Below are 17,452 nucleotides of genomic sequence, written 5' to 3'. Positions count from 1 at the left end.
TGCCGGGCAGCCCAGTGTCGGCGGTGAAACCGGCGATGCCCGCCTGGCCTGCGGGGCGATGCGGGGTCGCTTGCGACAACAGAACATTTGCTAATTCGTGCCACCGGCGTGAAACGGACGACCGTGACGCCGCGTTAGGCAGCGCAGGGTTAGCGAAGGGTCCTTTACGAGCATGCCGAATGCGTTCGTTGCCGCGCGCGATGCGCTGGCATTCCTCGAGGTGCACCGTCTCGAGCCCATGGCCGCCAATTACGCCTTCGCGCTTGCCGTCGTCGGCGATCCGAACTCGGACCTCGCGCGTGCCGTGGCATCGGAAACGGATGGTGGCCTGCGGCTGACGGCGCGGTCGCTGGAGACGCTGAGCGACCGCTATCTACCCGCAAGGCCCGACAGGACGGCGGAGCGCGAGACCGCGGTCACCCGCCATGCCGACCAGCTCGACGCGTTGACGTCGGATGCACAGGCGCTGACGCAGTCGCTGAGCAACGATGTCACCGCGATGTCGATCGACGCGCAAGGGTGGCCCGAGTCGACCGCGCTGGTGACGCGGTTGTCCGATGCCGAGCGCGAGCTCGCGGATCTGCGCAGGGACGTCGCGCGGCTGCAGGCGGATCTGGGGTCGCTGGGCGAACGGCGCGCGGACCCGATGCGCGATACCGCAACGCAGGCGCTCACGCCGGAGGGCGCGCGGCCGATGTTCGCGCATCTGGCGGATCAGCATCGCAGCTATGTCATGCTGATCTTCAGCGTCGCGGATCTTGCCGGGATCAACGAACGCTTCGGCCACGCGGTCGGCGACAATGTCCTGAGTGCCTTCGTCGCCAACCTGCGTCAGGCGTTCCACGGGGAAGAGGTGATCCGCTGGACGGGCAACGAGTTCGTCCTGGTGGTGACCGACGTCGCGCTGGCCGCCGCGCGCGGGCTCGCCGAGGAAGTTCTCGCGTCGTTCGAAACACGCCGGCTCAAGCTGCGCGGCAGTGGCGAGTGGATCGGCGTGGTGACGGCGTCCGCGGGGATCGTCGTGGGGCAGGGCGGCGATCAGGAGGCAGCCCTGAGCCAGGCACGCGCCGCGTTGTACCGCGCCGCGGTCAGGGGGCTGGGGCAGGTCGAGGGCTGAGACGCTTCGATCGACGAGCCTCGGGCAGCACCAATGTTGCCCCGGCCCGATCGGTTCAGGACCGGTCGAACGTCATGCTGATCCGGACCCCGCCGATCAGCACGTCGCGGTGCCCGCGCTCGAGATGCGCGCGGCGGACATATTGCAGATCGGGCTGGATGGTCAGGAACGACGCGACGGTATCGCGATAGGTGAGCTCGAACCCCGTCTCGGTCGCATCGGGGTGCTGGCCGGAGATCGCTAAAGTGCGCCGGAAGGCGGACGACAGCGCGCCCTGGAAGACGCCCGTCGAAAGTTCCGACCGGGGCCGGCCCGATATGGCGCCGCGGACCAGCACACCGGTCTGGAACCCACCGACGAACGGCGTGGTCCTGCCCTCGGACAAGCCTGCGCGCAGGAAGACGTCAACGCCCCGGTCATCATCGCCAGACACGCGCTGGTCGAGCAGGACATAGGCGCCCGTCGCGATGCGGTGTGCCGGCGCGCCGGTAACGTCGCGCGCGAACAGATCGTCCTGCCGCCTGGTGTATCGCCATGCGCCGATCGCCAGCTTGCCGTTCGCGGTCATACCCGCCTCCGCAATCAGCAACGCGCCGTCATGCATGCCGAGGTCCATCCCGGCAGCGTCGCCCAGCACGCCCGCGCGCGCATTGACGATCGCGGCGCGCACATAGCCTGTGCCACCGATCCTGACGTCCGCGCGGAACGTCAGCGCGGTCGACGGAAAGATCGAGGGGCCGTTGGGTCCGGTCGCGGCCAGTTCCGACCCGATCCCGAACGCAGGCGCGATCAGCATCCCGGCGGAATCGTCCTGGTAGAAATCGACGTTGAGATCGGACAGTCCGACCAGCAGCGAGACGCGATCCTGCCAGAGCCTTTGTTCGACCCAGGCTTCGTACAGCTTGGTCCGTCCGTCCGCGACTTCGATGTTGTCGACGCCCTGGATCGTGCCTGCAAGCGTGTTGATCGCGCCGCCATGGTTGCTCAGCAGATGGACGTGCGCCGTCGCGTCGCGCCACCCGATCAGGCGATCGAGATCGCCGTCGGTCGTCACGTCGAGATTCCCGAGTGCGCGCGCGCCGCGATCGCTGCCACCCGCGAGGACGCCGATCGCGTCGGCGACATAGCGGACCTCCATCGAGACCGGATGGGGGGCAGGGGCGGCATCGTCCGACATGGCTTGCGCGAATATCGATGTCGGCCACAGCAATGCCAGGGGCAGGGCTGCACCGCATAGGCGGCGTCTCGTGACAATATCCACCGATCATCCTCCAGACGCGCCAATACTGGCTATTATAGGATGGTGAATTTCTCCTTTGTGGATGGGCGCCAAACAATGTTGAGCAAGTACAAGAGCGACGCGGGTACGATGTCGCTGGGACGCTCGATCCGCATCGCCGGGGGGATATTGGTCGGGCTGATCCTGCTGTGCGGCGGGACGGGGATCGGCGCGGCCTGGATGCAGCCCGCCGCGCTCAAGCGGCAGACCGAGTCCGCCGCGCTGCTCGTGAACCACGGACAGGCGGACATGATGCACGACGCGATCCGCAGTGACGTGCTGGCCGCGTTCCAGGCGGCGGAACCGGACAGCCCGCTCCGACACGACGACGTCATAAAGGACTTCGTGACCCACCGCGCCGAACTGCAGCGCGCGATCGGTGCGGATACGCACTATAAGGGGGCGGCTGACGTCTCTGCGTTGACCGCGAAACTCGGCGCGCCGATGGCGGGCTATGTCGCCTCCGCGACGGCCATCATGGCGAAGATCGACGAGAATCCGGCGCGGGCCAGGCGGATGCTGCCCGCGTTCTTCGGTGAATTCCGCAAGCTTGAGGTGTCGATGGCCGCGGCGACCGACGCGATCGAGGCGAACGAAGCGCGCGCGGTGGTGGCGGCCGAACGGATGGGCAGGATCGCGATGATCGTGCTCGTCATCACGCTGCTCGCGGGCGTCGCCGGGACGCTGCTGGTGGTCGTGCTCGCCATCCGCCGCGTCGTCGACCCGATGGTGACGCTGGCGACCACGATGCGCGCGCTGGCAGGCGGCAATCTCAAGGCGGAGGTCGCAGGCGCCGGGCGCGGCGACGAGCTGGGCGACATGGCAAAGGCGATGCTCGCGTTCCGCGACCAGCTGCAGGCCGCCGAGGCAGCGAAGCAGGCGCAGGCGCAATTGATCGTCGACAGTCTCGGGACCGGGCTGACCGCGCTCGCGCAGGGCGATCTGACCGTGGAGATCGTTGCGGATCTCCACGCGCCCTTCACCGGGCTCAAGGACAATTTCAACAGCGCGCTGGTCGGGCTTCGGTCGCTGATCGGGTCGGTCGCCGACAGCGCGACGATGATCCGCACCGGCTCCGACGAGATCGCGCACGCAAGCGAGGACCTCGCGCGGCGCACCGAGGGCAATGCGGCGAGCCTCGAGCAGACCTCGGCCGCGATCGCGCAGATGGACGAGCGGCTCAAGGCGACCGCGGTGGCTGCCGAGCGGACCGTCGAGCGCGCCGACGGTGCGATCACGACGGTCGCCGGGGGACGTGGCATCGCCGACGAGGCGGTCCAGGCGATGACCCGCGTCAGCGACAGCGCCAAGGGTATCGACAGCGTGATCGAAGGGCTCGACAAGATCGCGTTCCAGACGCGCGTCCTTGCGATGAACGCGGCGGTCGAGGCGGGGCGAGCGGGTGAGGCGGGACGCGGGTTCGCGGTCGTCGCGGACCTGGTGTCCGCGCTCGCGATGCGCGCGGAGGAGGAAGCGGGGCGTGCGCGCCAGCAGCTGACCGCAACGCAGACGGATATCGGGACAGCGGTCGAACATGTGAAGCGCGTCGACGGCGCGCTGTCGGCGATCGCGAGCGATGTCGGCGAAGTCCATGCGCTGCTCGCGAACATCGCGACCGACAACCAGGCGCAGTCCTCGGCGATCACCGAGGTGAGCGCAGCGGTGGGGGCGATGGACCGCGCGACGCAACAGAATGCAGCGATGGTCGAGGAGACGTCCGCCGCCGCGCGCAACCTCACCACGGAGGTCGCCGGACTATCGGATCAGGCAGCCAGGTTCAGAATCGGTGAGCCATCACGACGCAGCGCGGTGGTAGGGGATCGCGCAGTCTCGACCGTCACTCCAAGGCCGCGTTCGGTGAACGGGCAGGGCAGTGTTGCAACTACGTTCCAACGGGAGATGGCAGACGCGGGCGAGGAATGGTCATCGTTCTGACGGGACCATGATCGACAGCGGGGTAGAGTATCACAAGGTGATACCGCCTGGGCCGCACCACCGATCACGATGCCCGTGCAGTGCGCACAAGAAAAATGGGCCGAGACTAAGCTCGGCCCACCATCTTAGTTGCTGTCGGAACGGTCGTTGTCGTTCTCATTGTCGATGATGAGATACGTGACGCCCGCGAGAATGCCGACACCGATCACGATCGGTGCGATGCTGGCACCCTGCAGCCCGGCAAGCTTGCTCGACTTGGACGTCGACGTACCCGCACGGACCGCGGGGGAAACGGACAACGCACGAGCGGCATTTGCGCCTGCAGGAGCTGCGGTCGCAGCGTTTGCCGCGACGGGCAGGGCGGTCATGGACAGCGCGCTCACGCCGAGGATCAAAGTCTTCATCATATATAGTCTCCCGATAAGGGCAGCCGTAGAGGCCGCGGTCGTTGAACGACCCTGGATGCAAAAAGTAACCGCGATCAATAACCCAATACGATAAGCCGGGTTCCCGACGGGGTCGGTTTCCTGCCCGAACCGCAGGGGCCGAGCCGATATCGCTGGAGTGGGAAGGCCCATCGAGCGGATGGCCGAGCGTCTTCGCAATGACGCACGGGCAGTTATTGATCGGGGGTGTGTCGGCGAAAAATGGCTCCCTGAGTAGGATTCGAACCTACGGCCACTCGATTAACAGTCGAGAGCTCTACCGCTGAGCTATCAGGGAACGTTGCCGGAGGCGGCTCTATAAACGGCCAGTCGGACGATGCAACCCGGTTTGTCGCGAAAAACCAGAAAAAGGCTAGGCTGCGAACTGCTCCATCGTGATGCGGTCGTCGAGCGCGTGCTCGGGATCGAACAGCAGGGTGAGCTCGCGCGCGCGGTCCATGCAGATGTCGACCTGCGCGACGTCGCGGATCTCGCGCTGGTCGGCGACGGCCGAGACGGGGCGCTTGCCGGGGTTGAGCACGCGGATGCGGATCCGCGCCTTGTCGGGCAGAATCGCACCGCGCCAGCGACGTGGGCGGAACGGGCTGATCGGCGTCAGCGCGACCATCCCCGACCCCAACGGGAGGATCGGCCCCTGCGCGGAGAAATTGTACGCGGTGGAGCCTGCGGGGGTGGCGACGAGGATCCCGTCGCAGGCGAGCTCCGGGAGCACGACGCGGTCGTTGACGGTCACCTCGAGCTTGGCGGTCTGGCGCGTCTCGCGAAGCAGCGACACTTCGTTGATCGCGGGCAGCGTGTGCGTGCGCCCGTCGATCCCGACCGCGGTCATGCTGAGCGGCGTAACCTTGAACGGCTTGGCGCGCGACAAGCGGTCGTCGAGGCCGTGGTGGCGCCATTCGTTCATCAGGAACCCGACGGTGCCGAGGTTCATCCCGAATACGGGCACCGCCGGCTTGCGACGCTCGAGCATCGCGTGGAGCGTCTGGAGCATGAACCCGTCGCCGCCGAGCGCGATGACGACGTCGGCCTCGTCCTCGCCGACCCAGTCGCCGAGATCGGTCAGCTGCGCCGCGGCTTCGCGCGCCTGGGGCGTCGAGGATACGACCAGCGCCCGGCGCGCGTAATGCGTCATCCGCCCGTCACGCTCATGTGACGCGCGACCGCGGGCCCCTCGCCCTGGCCGATACGGAAGTCGTGGCGCTTGGGCTTTGCATAGAGCCCGGCGTCGATCGCGGTATCGAGACCCGCGATCCCGCCGTCGCGGAGCGCTGCCTTCAGATCGACCTGATCGTCATGGCCGAGGCACATGTAGAGCTTGCCCTCGGTCGTCAGCCGGACGCGGTTGCAACCGTCGCAGAAATTCGCGGTCAATGGCGAGATGAGCCCGAGCCGCGTCTGCGAACCGTCGACGTTCCAATAGCGGGCAGGGCCGCCCGTCTTGTGCGCGTCGCGTGCGAGCGTGAACTGCGTACCGAGCTGCTCGAACACCGTCGTCAGCGGAAGGAAGCGATCGGTACGATCCTCATCGATGGCACCGAGCGGCATTGTCTCGATCAGGGACAGGTCGAACCCTTCGTCGCGGCACCAGGCGAGCATCGGGGCGATCTCGTCCTCGTTGAACCCCTTGAGCGCGACCATGTTGATCTTGATCGCGAGACCCGCATCGCGTGCCGCCATGATGCCGCCGATCACCTGATCGACGTCGCCATGACGCGTGATGTAGCGGAACCGGTCGGGGTCGCGGCTGTCCATGCTGACGTTGACGCGGCGGATGCCGGCATCGACGATCGCCTCGGCGTGTTCGGCGAGCCGCGTCCCGTTGGTGGTCATCGTGAGCTCTTCGAGCCCGCGACCGATATTGCCGCCAAGCCGGGTGACGAGTTCGCCGACGTCGCGCCGGACGAGCGGCTCGCCGCCCGAGAGCCGGATCTTCGTCACGCCGCGCGCAATGAAGCGCTCGGCGATAATCGCGATCTCCTCGAGGCTCAGCAACTTGCTGCGCGGGAGGAAGGTCATCTTTTCCGACATGCAGTAGCGACAGCGCAGGTCGCAGCGGTCCGTGACCGAGATCCGGAGATAGCGGATGGTCCGCTGATGGCGGTCGATCAGCGGACGACCGAGCGCCGACGGATTTTCGAGATTGGTGTCGGTCGCCATCGACATAGAGCTAGGTGCTGCCGTCGCGGGCGACAAGTGCGTTCCAGGATTGGCGGCAGGCGATGCGAGGGCTAGGCTCTCGGGGATGAGACCTGCCGCACTTGAAAATACTGACATAGTGAACAGAACGATGCTGTTCGCCTGCGCGTTCCGTCACGGCGACGAGATCGCCAAGATAGCGACGGCCGGGGGCTGGAACGTGACGACTGCCGCCGCCGGGATCGGTGCGATCGTCTCTGGCTATGCCTCGAGCCGGGCGCGGGTCGCGATTTTCGACGCGCGCGATGCGATCGCGGATGCGCTCGCGGCGACGCGGGCGCTTGCACCGGGGGTCGCGGAGAAGGGCGGCGCGTTGCTGGTCCTGCTGGCGGAGACGGACGTGGCGTCGATCGCCGCGATTTACGATGCGGGCGCGACGCATTTCCTGACGATGCCGGCGGAGGACGAAGTGATCGTGCAGAGCGTGCGGTTCGCCGAACGCCATGCCGCGCGGGCGGTCAGAAAGCCCGCCGATCGCCGGCTGGGGATACCCGCCGAGCGTATGGATCGCGGCGCGGACGCGGCCCGCGGTTGGATCGCGCACCGGATCTCGGCCGCGCGCCCCGTCTCGATCGTGCTCGTGTCGCTGTCACGGCTCGACATCGTCAATGCCGCCCATGGGCGGTCGGCCGTCGACGCGCTGATCGAGGAGGCCGTCGCGCGCGCCGAGGCGGTTGCGCGGGGCACGATCGAAGCCCCCGCCTGCGTCGCGCGGACCGGCGGCGGCGAGTTCGTCGTCGCGGTCGAGGCGATGGATGCGGATCTTGCCGGGTTGATCGCGGCGCTCGACGCGGCGCTGGCGCGGCCGTTCGCGGTGGCATCGGCGCTCGCGGTGCTGGGCTGCCGGTTCGGCGTCGCGAGCCATCCGGCAGCGACGGGGCGCGCCGAGCCGATGCGCGATCCGGAAGACGGAGCCGCGTCGCTGTTGCGCCGCGCGAGCGATGCACTGGCGGATGCGAAGGCGAGCGACGGCGCGGTGCTGCAGGTCGCGTCGGCGCCGAACGGCGTTCCGCTCGATACGCTCGCGATCGACCTGCATCACGCGATCGAACTCAACGAGATCGACATCCGCTTCCAGCCGCAGGTCGAGATCGCGAGCGGCAGGATCGTCGGGGTCGAGGCGCTCGCACGCTGGGACCACCGCAAGCTCGGACCGCTCGGGGCGGACGCGCTGTTCGCCGCGGCGGATCGCGCCGACCTGGGGATCGCGCTGTCGGATCATATCCAGCGCCTCGTCCTCGCGCGGGCGGTCGCGTGGCCGGAGGCGTTGTCGGCGCTGCGCGTGTCGCTCAACCTGACCGCGGCGGATATCACGCGGCCGGGGTTCGCGGCGCTGTTCCTCGCGCGGGTCGACGCCAGCGGCTTTCCGCGCGGGCGTCTGACCGTCGAGATCACCGAGACGGGGCTGATCGAGGATCTCGCGATCGCATCGGTCCTGCTCGCCGAACTGCGCGGCGCGGGGTGTCGGGTGGCGATCGACGATTTCGGAACGGGCTATTCGAGCCTTGCCTATCTGAAGGACCTGCCGCTCGATTACGTGAAGATCGACAAGGCGCTGGTCCGCGACATCGGCGGCAGCCAGCGGGACCGGGTGGTCGTCGCCGGCGCGATCACGATGGCGCGCTCGCTGGGACTGTCGGTGATCGCGGAAGGGGTCGAGACGCCCGACCAGCTCGAGCTGCTCGCCGCGTGCGGGACGCGGCTGTACCAGGGGTTCCTGTTGTCCGAACCGGTCGGCGAGGCGGCGTTGCTCGAACTGATGGCGCGGACATGATGCGCGCGATCCTGATGCCGCTGGCTGCCCTCGCGCTCATCACCGCGGGCGCGACACCGACGAGCAGCCGCGCGCAGGCGGCGGCGCAGGCCCCCGCATCGGTGGCGATCCGGCACGCGATGGAGGCGAGCGCGGCGGGGTGGAACGCCGGCGACCTCGCGCGGTTCGTGGCGATCTATGCCGACGACGCGCTGTTCGTCACGCCGAAGGGAGTGTTGCGCGGAAAGTCCGTGATATCCGCGCGGTACGCGCCGAGCTTCAGTGCGGGTGGCAACAGTCGTGGGCGGCTGGGCTTTACTTTTCTCGAGATGCGCGGGATCGATCCGACGCATGCGGTGCTGATCGCGCGGTGGACGCTGACGGGCGCGACGAGCAGCGAGACGGGGATGACGACGCTCGTCTTCGAACGGCGCGACGGCGCGTGGAAGATCATCACCGATCACAGCAGCTGAGCGCGGCGGCGCTCAGCCCGCCGCCTTTGCCAGCCCCTTCGACAATTGCAGCGCGCCGTGGAGCCGCGCCTTGGGATCGCCCCAGGCGCGCTGGAGCACGAGCTTGCTGTCGGGGCGCAACCGCGCGACGCCGTTGAGCCGTTCGACATAAGCGAGCAGCTTGTCGATGTTCGGCGGCGTGTCGTTGTGGAACGACACCAGCACGCCGCGCGGGCCGACGTCGATCTTCGACACGCAGGCGCGCTTTGCGTTCAGCTTGATCTCGATGACCTTGATCAGATTCTCGGTCGCGTCGGGCAGCGGGCCGAAGCGATCGATCATCTCGGCGGCGAACGCCTCGATCTCCTGGCCCTCGTCGAGCTCGTTCAGGCGGCGATACAGCCCCATCCGGAGGTCGAGATCGGGGACATATTCCTCGGGGATGAGGATCGGCGCGTCGACCGTGATCTGCGGCGAGAAGTCCTTCGGGCGCGCAGACGCGAGACCGCCCGACTTGGCGTCCATGATCGCCTCCTCGAGCATCGCCTGGTAGAGTTCGAACCCGACCTCCTTGATATGCCCGGTCTGCTCGTCGCCAAGCATGTTGCCGGCGCCGCGGATGTCGAGATCGTGGCTCGCCAGCTGGAACCCGGCGCCGAGCGAATCGAGATCGGACAGCACTTTCAGCCGCTTCTCGGCGGTCACCGTCATCTGCCGCTCGGGCGGGGTGACCAGATAGGCATAGGCACGCGTCTTCGAGCGGCCGACGCGTCCGCGCAGCTGGTAGAGCTGGGCGAGGCCGAAGCGGTCGGCGCGGTGGACGATCATCGTGTTGGCGGACGCGATGTCGATCCCGCTCTCGATGATCGTCGTCGAGACGAGCACCTCGAACTTCTTGTCGTAGAAGGCGGACATGCGCTCCTCGACCTCGGTCGGCGACATCTGGCCGTGCGCGACGACGAAGCGGATCTCGGGCACCTGTTCACGCAGGAACTCCTCGATCTCGGGCAGGTCGGCAACGCGCGGGGTGACGACGAAGCTCTGCCCGCCGCGATAATGTTCGCGCAGCAGCGCCTCGCGCAGGACGACGGGGTCGAACGGCATGATGTAGGTCCGCACCGCGAGGCGATCGACCGGCGGGGTCTGGATCACCGACAGCTCGCGGATGCCCGACATCGCCATCTGCAGCGTGCGCGGGATCGGCGTCGCGGTCAGTGTCAGCATGTGGACGTCGGCCCGAAGCGCCTTCAGCCGCTCCTTGTGCGTGACGCCGAACCGCTGTTCTTCGTCGACGACGACCAAGCCCAGCCGCTTGAAGTCGATATTCTTCGCCAGCAGCGCGTGCGTGCCGATGACGACGTCGATCGTGCCGTTCGCCAGCCCCTCCTTGGTCGCCTTCGCCTCGCTCGCGGTGACGAGCCGCGAGAGGCGGCCCATGTTCATCGGGAAGCCTTCGAACCGGCTGACGAAGTTGTTGTAGTGCTGGCGCGCGAGCAATGTCGTCGGGCAGACGATCGCGACCTGCTTGCCGCCCATCGCCGCGACGAACGCGGCGCGCAGCGCGACCTCGGTCTTGCCGAAGCCGACATCGCCGACGACGAGCCGGTCCATCGGCTTGCCCGCGGACAGATCGGCGAGAACCTCCTCGATCGCGCGGTCCTGGTCCTCGGTTTCCTCATAGGGGAAGCGATCGACGAAGCTGGGGTAACCGCTCGAATCGGGTTCGAGCACGTCGCCGGGATGCAGCGCGCGTTCGGCGGCGGTCGCGATGAGCTCGCCCGCGATCTCGCGGATCCGCTCCTTCATCTTCGACTTGCGACGCTGCCAGCCTTCGCCGCCGAGCTTGTCGAGCGATGCGCCTTCCTCCGACGAACCGTAGCGCGAGAGGACGTCGATATTCTCGACCGGCACGTAGAGCTTGTCACCGCCGGCATAGCTCAGCGCGACGCAGTCGTGCGGGCTCTGGCCGACGGGGATCGAGGTCAGCCCCTCGTAGCGGCCGATGCCATGTTCGGTATGGACGACGAGGTCGCCCGGCGTCAGCGTCGCGAGTTCGGCGAGGAACGCGTCGGCGGATTTCTTGCGCTTCTTGCGGTGGACGAGGCGGTCGCCGAGCATGTCCTGCTCGGTGAGGACCGCGACTCCCGGCGCGGTGAAGCCGTGATCGAGCGGGAGGACGATGAGCGCGACGCCGAAGCTCTTGGCGGTATCGGCGACGCCGAGCGCCTCTTGCCAGGTCTCGGCGTGCTTGCCGCCCTTCATCCCATGATCGGCGAGCAGGCTCCCGAGGCGTTCGCGCGCGCCGATCGAGTAGCTGGCGAGGATCGGCTTGCGGCCCTGCTTGCGCAGTTTCTCGACATGATCGGCGACGGCTTCGTAGATGTTCGCCTGTGCGGCACGCTCCGGGCCGAAGTCGCGCGGGCCGTCGACCGCGAAGTCGAGCACGGTCGCGCTTTCCGGCTCGTGGAAGGGCGAGGTGATGTGCGCGGCGAACGCCTCGGTCGCGCCCGACCAGTCCTGCGCGTCGAGATAGAGCGCCTTGGCGGGCATCGGCCGGTAACTGCCGGGTTGCGCGGCCTCGGCACGCTTGCGGTTCTCGTAATAGTCGGCGATCGATTCGAGCCGGCTTTCCGCCGCCGCGGCGACGCCGCTGTCGCGCACCAGGACGTCGTCGGCGCCGAGATGGTCAAACAAGGTCGCCATCTTCTCTTCGAAGAGCGGCAGCCAATGCTCCATGCCTGCGATCCGCCGGCCTTCGGAGATCGCCTGGTACATCGGATCGCCCGTCGCGGTCGCGCCGAACGCGTCGCGGTAGCGCGTGCGGAAGCGCTTGATCGAGTCCTCGTCGAGCAAGGCTTCGGAGGCGGGGAGCAGGACAAAGCCGTCGATCCGGCCGGTGGTGCGCTGGTCGGCGGCGTCGAAGGTACGGACGCTCTCGATCTCGTCGCCGAAGAAGTCGAGCCGCAGCGCGTGGTCCTCGCCCGACGGGTAGAGATCGACGATCCCGCCGCGCACCGCATATTCGCCCTGGTCGTGGACGGTGTCGGTGCGGACATAGCCGTTCGCCTGGAGCAAAGTCGCGAGCTTGTCGCGGCCGATCCGCTCGCCGGGCGCGAGCCGCGCGACGAGCTGGCGGATGCGGAACGGGGTGAGGACGCGCTGTGTCGCGGCGTTCGCGGTGGTCAGGAGGAGCTGCGGGCCCTTGGGCTTGCCTTGCAGGCGCTGCAGCGCGGCGACTCGCTCGGCCATGACGCGGAGCGTGGGCGAGGCGCGGTCATAGGGGAGGCAATCCCAGGCGGGGAAGCTCAGTATCTCGAGATCGGGGGCGAAGAACGCCGCGGTCGAGGCGATCGCGCGCATCGCCGCATCGTCGGGCGCGATGAACACCGCGCGAGTCTTGGCGGCGCGCGCGAGATCGGCGAGCAGCGACGGCTGGAACCCCGACGGCACGCCCGACAGCGTCAGCGGGGTCGTCGCGGAGAGGATGGTGTTCAGATCTGGCATATCGTTCCTGAAGCCCTCTCCCCGTCGGGGAGAGGGTTGGGTGAGGGGCTGTCCTAGGCGCTGCGCTGCTTGGCTGCCCCTCACCCCGACCCTCTCCCCGGAGGGGAGAGGGAGTAGGTTACTTGACGACCGTGACGTAATTGATGTCGCGCATCGCCTGCATCATCGGGCCGTTCCATTCGGGCGGGCACGGAATCGAGCCGATCGCCCAGCCCATGATGTCGACGTCCTGCTCCTCGAGCAGCGCTTCGAACCAGTCGAGCTGCTCGGGCGTCCAGCTGCGGCCATAGGTTTCGAAGAAGCCGCCGATCATCATATCGGCTTCGCGCGTGCCGCGGTGCGAACTGCGGAAGCCGAGGCGCTTGAGGCGGGTTTCGTGGTCCAAGGTACACCTCGTCACCCCAGCGCAGGCTGGGGTCTTATGCGGATAGGGCGCCCGGTCACCAAAAGATGCCAGCTTTCGCTGGCATGACGGATCAGGGCTGGGTTAGGCCAGCAGATAGTCATGCGACCCGAAATCCTCAATCCGCTGTTCGCCGAAACCCTCGTCCTGAAAGGGGTGGGGCCTGCGCTCGCCAAGCCGCTCGACCGGCTCGGGCTGGCGCGCGTCGTCGACGTCGCCTTCCATCTGCCCACCGGCTATGTCGATCGCCTGCCGCGCACCGAGCTGATGGCGAGCGATGCCGGGCGGATCATCGTGATCACGCTGACCGCGCGCGAGCACCGCGTCAGCGCGGGGCGTGGCCCGACGCGCGTGCAGGCGACCGACGCGCATGGCAATTATGTCAGCCTCGTCTTCTTCGGCGGAAGTTCGGGCTGGGCGAAGAAGCTGCTGCCGATCGGCGAGGCGAAGCGCGTCTCGGGGCGGCTCGACGAATATGGCCAGGAACTGCAGATCGTGCATCCCGACATCGTCGAACCCGACGAGGAGTTGCGCGAGCGCGAGCCGATCTATCCGCTGTCGGAGGGGCTCACCTCGCGGCGGCTGGCGGCGCTGACGACGCAGGCGGTCGCGCGCGCGCCCGATCTGGCCGAGTGGATCGAGCCGGGGCTGAAGGCGAAACGCGAATGGCCGGGCTGGCATGATTCGCTCGCGCGCATCCATGCCGACCCGTCGGACGCCAAGGCGCGCGAGCGGCTGGCGTATGACGAGGTGTTTGCCAACCAGCTCGCGATGACGCTCGTCCGCGCCGACACGCGCAAGCGGCGGGGGCGGGCGCTCCACGGCGACGGGCGGCTGCGCGGCATGCTCAAACTGCCCTACACGCTGACCGGCGCGCAATCGCGGACGGTGGGGGAGATCGAGGGCGATCTTGGGCAGACCGCGCCGATGCTGCGGCTGCTGCAGGGCGATGTCGGCTCGGGGAAGACGCTGGTCGCGGCGATGGCGATGCTGATCGCGGTCGAGGCGGGCGCGCAGGCGGCGATGCTTGCACCGACCGAGATCCTCGCGCGCCAGCATTACGAGACGCTGAGGAAGACGCTTGCCGGGTTGCCGATCGAGGTCGGCGTGCTGACCGGGCGTGACAAGGGCCGCGTGCGCGAGGCGACGTTGATGGCGCTGGCGAGCGGCGAGATCGACATCCTCGTCGGCACGCACGCGATCTTCCAGGATGCCGTCGCCTACAAGGACCTTGCGCTGGTGGTGGTCGACGAGCAGCACCGTTTCGGCGTCGCGCAGCGGATGACGCTGCAGGCCAAGGGGATCGCGCCGCCGCATCTGCTGGCGATGACCGCGACGCCGATCCCGCGCACGCTGACGCTCGCGCAATATGGCGAGATGGACGTCAGCCGGCTCGACGAGATGCCGCCGGGCCGCCAGCCGATCGAGACGCGGGTGATCTCCGAGGACCGGCTCGACGACGTGGTCAACGCGCTGGGCCGGCATCTGGCGGACGGGGGGCAGGCGTACTGGGTGTGCCCGCTGGTCGAGGAGAGCGAGAAGAGCGACCTGGCCGCCGCAGAGATGCGCGCGGAGACGCTGCGCGCGCGGTTCGGCGACAAGGTGTCGCTGGTCCATGGCCGGATGAAGCCTGCCGAAAAGGACGCGGTGATGGCTGAGTTCTCCGCCGCGCGCACCGCCGTGCTGGTCGCGACGACGGTGATTGAAGTCGGCGTCGACGTGCCCAACGCGACGCTGATCGTGATCGAGCATGCCGATCGGTTCGGGCTCGCGCAGTTGCACCAGTTGCGCGGGCGCGTCGGGCGCGGCAGCGGGCGGTCGATCTGCCTGCTGATGCGTGGGAGCTCGCTCAGCGAGACGTCGCGCGCGCGGCTCGCGCTGATGCGCGAGACGAATGACGGGTTCCGGATCGCCGAGGAGGACCTCCGCCTGCGCGGCGCGGGCGAGCTACTAGGTACGAAGCAATCGGGCGAGATGGCGTTCCGGCTCGCGACGCCCGACATGATGGCCGACCTTCTCCAATGCGCGCATGACGATGCGCGGCTGCTGATCGATCGCGACGGCGGGCTGGAGGGGCCGCGCGGGCAGGCGGCGCGCACCGCGCTGTACCTGTTCGATCGCGACGCCGGCGTGGCGTTGCTCCGCTCGGGTTGACTGGGGCGGGTTGACCGGGGTGGGGCGAGCGATCACGGACCGGCGATGGCCGCCCTGCTTCCCATCCTCGTCGTTCTTCTCGCCGGTATCGGCCTCGCGATCCAGCCGCCCACCAACGCCGCGCTGGTCAAGGCGTCGGGCTCGTTGTGGCTGGGCTCGCTGGTGTCGTTCGCGGTTGGGACGGTCATTCTGTTCGCGGTCTGGGCGGCGACCGACCGGACGATGCCCGCGGCATTGAAGGGCGCGCCAGGATGGGCGTGGCTGGGGGGCGTGTACGGCGCGTGCTTCGTCGCCGCGCTCGCCTATGCGACGCCGCGGCTGGGGCTGGCGTCCGCGCTTACGATCGCGGTCGCGAGTCAGCTGGTGACCGCACTGATCCTCGACCGGTTCGGGTTGCTCGGCCTCAGCGCGACGCCGATCAGCCTCGCGCGGCTGGCGGGTGTCGCGCTGGTGATCGGCGGCGTCCTGCTGGTCCGCGCCGGCTGACTGCTCAGCTGTTGCGGAGCATCGCGGTGAGCATGCCGTAATAGGCCTTTAGCGGGATCGTGCTGTCGAACGAGCAGCCGATCCGGCCGCCGAGCGACCAGCGGACCTGCGCGACGACCTCGCCGATGATCGGCAGCACGACGCGCAACAGGTCGCCCGCGACCGGATCGCGGTCGCAGCGCGCCATCAACCCGCTCGGCGAGACGTTGACGAGAACGAGCTTGACGCCGTTGCCCTCGCCGTCGGTCGCGCGCGTGCGGTGCATGACCTCGTCGCGCGGTTCGGACCGCGTCTCCTGAATCGCCATCGCCTGGTCTGGCATCGATCGTGTCCCGCTTGAGTTCCGCTTCGATCCTAAAACAGACGCCGTGAAGCGCATGAGAACCGGCATGGCTAATGGGCGATTTACCACACGCGCCCGGCCGGTATCAGGCGGGGACGAGCATCCCGTGCCGCTTCTTGCCGAGGCTGAGGCGAACCGGGGCGGCGACGGCGATCCTTGCCGTTGCCTCACGGACCGGTTCACCATCGACGCGCACCGCGCCCTCGCCGATCTTGCGCCGCGCCTCGCCGTTCGACGCGACGAAGCCGAGCGCCACCAGCGCCTCGACGATGCCGATATCGGCGTCGCCGACGGGGTGGCTCGGCAGCGCGTCGCCCGATGCGCCTTCCGCGAACGTCTTGCGTGCGGTCTCCGCGGCCTGGTCCGCGGCGGCGCGGCCGCGGCACATCGCGGTGGCTTCGTTGGCGAGCACGATCTTGGCGGCGTTGATCTCCGCACCCTCGAGCGCCTCGAGCCGTGCGATCTCGTCGAGTGGCAGGTCGGTGAACAGCCGCAGGAAACGGCCGACGTCGCGGTCGTCGGTGTTGCGCCAGAACTGCCAGTAATCGAAGTGCGGCAACTGGTCCTCGTGCAGCCAGACCGCGCCCGACATCGTCTTGCCCATCTTGCCGCCATCCGCGGTCGTGATCAGCGGGGTGGTGACACCGTAGACCTCGGTGCCGTCCATCCGGCGCGACAGTTCGATGCCGTTGACGATGTTGCCCCACTGGTCCGATCCGCCCATCTGCAACCGGCACTCGGCGCGGCGCGACAGTTCGAGAAAGTCATAGGCCTGGAGGATCATGTAGTTGAATTCGAGGAAGCTCAGCGACTGTTCGCGGTCGAGGCGGAGCTTGACCGAGTCGAACGCGAGCATCCGGTTGACCGAGAAATGCTGGCCGACGTCACGCAGGAACGGGATATATTCGAGCGCGTCGAGCCATTCGGCGTTGTCGAGCATCACCGCGTCGGTGGGGCCGCCCGCTTCACCTTCAGGCGCGAACGTCAGGAAGCGCTCGAAGATGCGGCGGATCGAGGCGACGTTGGCCTTGATCCCGTCTTCGCCGAGCAGCTTGCGCGCCTCGTCCTTGAAGCTCGGATCGCCGATCTTGCCGGTGCCGCCGCCCATCAGGACGATCGGCTTGTGACCGGTCTGCTGCAACCGGCGCAGCAGCATGATCTGGACAAGGCTGCCGACATGCAGCGACGGCGCGGTCGGGTCGAAGCCGATATAGCCCGGCACGACCTGCTTGCCCGCGAGCGCGTCGAGCGCGGCCGCATCGGTCATCTGGTGGACATAGCCGCGCGAGGTCAGCGTGGTGAGCAGGTCGGACTTGTAGGTCATCGCGCAGCCACTAGCAGCGGTTGCGCGGTCCGTCATCCCGGCGGCGCGGTCATCGTTACC

At 68.1% G+C, this 17,452-nt stretch carries 14 protein-coding genes and 1 tRNA gene; 6 read left to right on the top strand and 9 right to left on the bottom strand.

Translation table 11 applies throughout. From position 1 onward, the window contains the following. Positions 1-172: 172 nt before the first annotated feature. Complete coding sequence (locus ASE72_RS00700) at positions 173-1,117, top strand: GGDEF domain-containing protein (RefSeq protein WP_056015515.1); 945 nt, start codon at positions 173-175, stop codon at positions 1,115-1,117. Between the two features lie 55 nt (positions 1,118-1,172). Here the strand turns inward: ASE72_RS00700 and ASE72_RS00695 are convergent, their stop codons facing one another. Beyond that, complete coding sequence (locus tag ASE72_RS00695; RefSeq protein WP_082445707.1) at positions 1,173-2,294, bottom strand: carbohydrate porin; 1,122 nt, start codon at positions 2,292-2,294, stop codon at positions 1,173-1,175. A 159-nt stretch (positions 2,295-2,453) separates the two neighbouring features. Here ASE72_RS00695 and ASE72_RS00690 point away from each other — a divergent pair, with 159 nt between their 5' ends. Further along, entirely contained in the window at positions 2,454-4,331 is a 1,878-nt protein-coding gene (locus ASE72_RS00690) for a methyl-accepting chemotaxis protein (RefSeq protein WP_235532180.1), read from the top strand. Positions 4,332-4,456: 125 nt separating this feature from the next. Here ASE72_RS00690 and ASE72_RS00685 read toward each other — a convergent pair whose 3' ends face one another. From ASE72_RS00685 to moaA, 4 genes are all read right to left on the bottom strand, one after another. Next, a complete protein-coding gene (locus ASE72_RS00685) occupies positions 4,457-4,738 on the bottom strand; it encodes a hypothetical protein (protein ID WP_056015513.1) in 282 nt (93 codons plus the stop codon). A gap of 241 nt (positions 4,739-4,979) precedes the next feature. Further along, positions 4,980-5,054, bottom strand: a tRNA-Asn gene (locus tag ASE72_RS00680). A 75-nt stretch (positions 5,055-5,129) separates the two neighbouring features. Then, positions 5,130-5,909 (bottom strand): NAD kinase, encoded by a 780-nt coding sequence (locus tag ASE72_RS00675; protein WP_056015511.1) that lies wholly within the window; start codon positions 5,907-5,909, stop codon positions 5,130-5,132. Next, positions 5,906-6,940, bottom strand: coding sequence for a GTP 3',8-cyclase MoaA (moaA, locus tag ASE72_RS00670; RefSeq protein ID WP_235532179.1), 1,035 nt, complete (start codon positions 6,938-6,940; stop codon positions 5,906-5,908). The genes ASE72_RS00675 and moaA overlap by 4 nt, the downstream gene beginning before the upstream one ends. Positions 6,941-7,052: 112 nt before the next feature. Here moaA and ASE72_RS00665 point away from each other — a divergent pair, with 112 nt between their 5' ends. Both ASE72_RS00665 and ASE72_RS00660 read left to right on the top strand, forming a co-directional pair. Further along, on the top strand, positions 7,053-8,747 hold the full coding sequence (locus tag ASE72_RS00665) for an EAL domain-containing protein (protein WP_235532178.1): 1,695 nt from the start codon (positions 7,053-7,055) through the stop codon (positions 8,745-8,747). Further along, positions 8,744-9,199 carry a YybH family protein gene (locus tag ASE72_RS00660; RefSeq protein WP_235532177.1) on the top strand — a complete coding sequence of 152 codons (456 nt, stop codon included), beginning with the start codon at positions 8,744-8,746 and terminating at the stop codon, positions 9,197-9,199. The genes ASE72_RS00665 and ASE72_RS00660 overlap by 4 nt, the downstream gene beginning before the upstream one ends. Before the next feature lie 12 nt (positions 9,200-9,211). On the opposite strand, the gene mfd is transcribed toward ASE72_RS00660, so the two are convergent. Both mfd and ASE72_RS00650 read right to left on the bottom strand, forming a co-directional pair. Beyond that, complete coding sequence (mfd, locus tag ASE72_RS00655; RefSeq protein WP_056015507.1) at positions 9,212-12,682, bottom strand: transcription-repair coupling factor; 3,471 nt, start codon at positions 12,680-12,682, stop codon at positions 9,212-9,214. Positions 12,683-12,800: 118 nt separating this feature from the next. Further along, entirely contained in the window at positions 12,801-13,067 is a 267-nt protein-coding gene (locus ASE72_RS00650) for an FAD assembly factor SdhE (protein WP_056015505.1), read from the bottom strand. Between the two features lie 120 nt (positions 13,068-13,187). On the opposite strand from ASE72_RS00650, the gene recG reads away from it, so the two are divergent. Beyond that, complete coding sequence (gene recG, locus ASE72_RS00645) at positions 13,188-15,239, top strand: ATP-dependent DNA helicase RecG (RefSeq protein WP_056015503.1); 2,052 nt, start codon at positions 13,188-13,190, stop codon at positions 15,237-15,239. A gap of 45 nt (positions 15,240-15,284) precedes the next feature. Next, positions 15,285-15,725 (top strand): DMT family transporter, encoded by a 441-nt coding sequence (locus ASE72_RS00640; protein ID WP_056015501.1) that lies wholly within the window; start codon positions 15,285-15,287, stop codon positions 15,723-15,725. Positions 15,726-15,729: 4 nt separating this feature from the next. On the opposite strand, the gene ASE72_RS00635 is transcribed toward ASE72_RS00640, so the two are convergent. Next, the gene (locus tag ASE72_RS00635) at positions 15,730-16,047 is read right to left on the bottom strand and encodes a PilZ domain-containing protein (protein WP_056015499.1); all 318 of its coding nucleotides are present in this window, start codon (positions 16,045-16,047) and stop codon (positions 15,730-15,732) included. Positions 16,048-16,153: 106 nt separating this feature from the next. Beyond that, on the bottom strand, positions 16,154-17,392 hold the full coding sequence (gene tyrS / locus ASE72_RS00630) for a tyrosine--tRNA ligase (RefSeq protein ID WP_056015497.1): 1,239 nt from the start codon (positions 17,390-17,392) through the stop codon (positions 16,154-16,156). Positions 17,393-17,452: the final 60 nt, after the last annotated feature.

The sequence above is a fragment of the Sphingomonas sp. Leaf20 genome, assembly GCF_001421535.1.
Lineage (GTDB): Bacteria > Pseudomonadota > Alphaproteobacteria > Sphingomonadales > Sphingomonadaceae > Sphingomonas.
The sequence above is the reverse complement of the archived record's forward strand: the minus strand, read 5'-3'. Positions and strand labels throughout refer to the sequence as shown.

Coding starts and splice junctions, on each gene's coding strand:
- ASE72_RS00700 (WP_056015515.1), top strand. CDS start 173: ATGCCGAATGCGTTCGTTGCCGCGCGCGATGCGCTGGCATTCCTCGAG.
- ASE72_RS00695 (WP_082445707.1), bottom strand. CDS start 2,294: ATGTCGGACGATGCCGCCCCTGCCCCCCATCCGGTCTCGATGGAGGTC.
- ASE72_RS00690 (WP_235532180.1), top strand. CDS start 2,454: ATGTTGAGCAAGTACAAGAGCGACGCGGGTACGATGTCGCTGGGACGC.
- ASE72_RS00685 (WP_056015513.1), bottom strand. CDS start 4,738: ATGATGAAGACTTTGATCCTCGGCGTGAGCGCGCTGTCCATGACCGCC.
- ASE72_RS00675 (WP_056015511.1), bottom strand. CDS start 5,909: ATGACGCATTACGCGCGCCGGGCGCTGGTCGTATCCTCGACGCCCCAG.
- moaA (WP_235532179.1), bottom strand. CDS start 6,940: ATGTCGATGGCGACCGACACCAATCTCGAAAATCCGTCGGCGCTCGGT.
- ASE72_RS00660 (WP_235532177.1), top strand. CDS start 8,744: ATGATGCGCGCGATCCTGATGCCGCTGGCTGCCCTCGCGCTCATCACC.
- mfd (WP_056015507.1), bottom strand. CDS start 12,682: ATGCCAGATCTGAACACCATCCTCTCCGCGACGACCCCGCTGACGCTG.
- recG (WP_056015503.1), top strand. CDS start 13,188: ATGCGACCCGAAATCCTCAATCCGCTGTTCGCCGAAACCCTCGTCCTG.
- ASE72_RS00640 (WP_056015501.1), top strand. CDS start 15,285: ATGGCCGCCCTGCTTCCCATCCTCGTCGTTCTTCTCGCCGGTATCGGC.
- ASE72_RS00635 (WP_056015499.1), bottom strand. CDS start 16,047: ATGCCAGACCAGGCGATGGCGATTCAGGAGACGCGGTCCGAACCGCGC.
- tyrS (WP_056015497.1), bottom strand. CDS start 17,392: ATGACCTACAAGTCCGACCTGCTCACCACGCTGACCTCGCGCGGCTAT.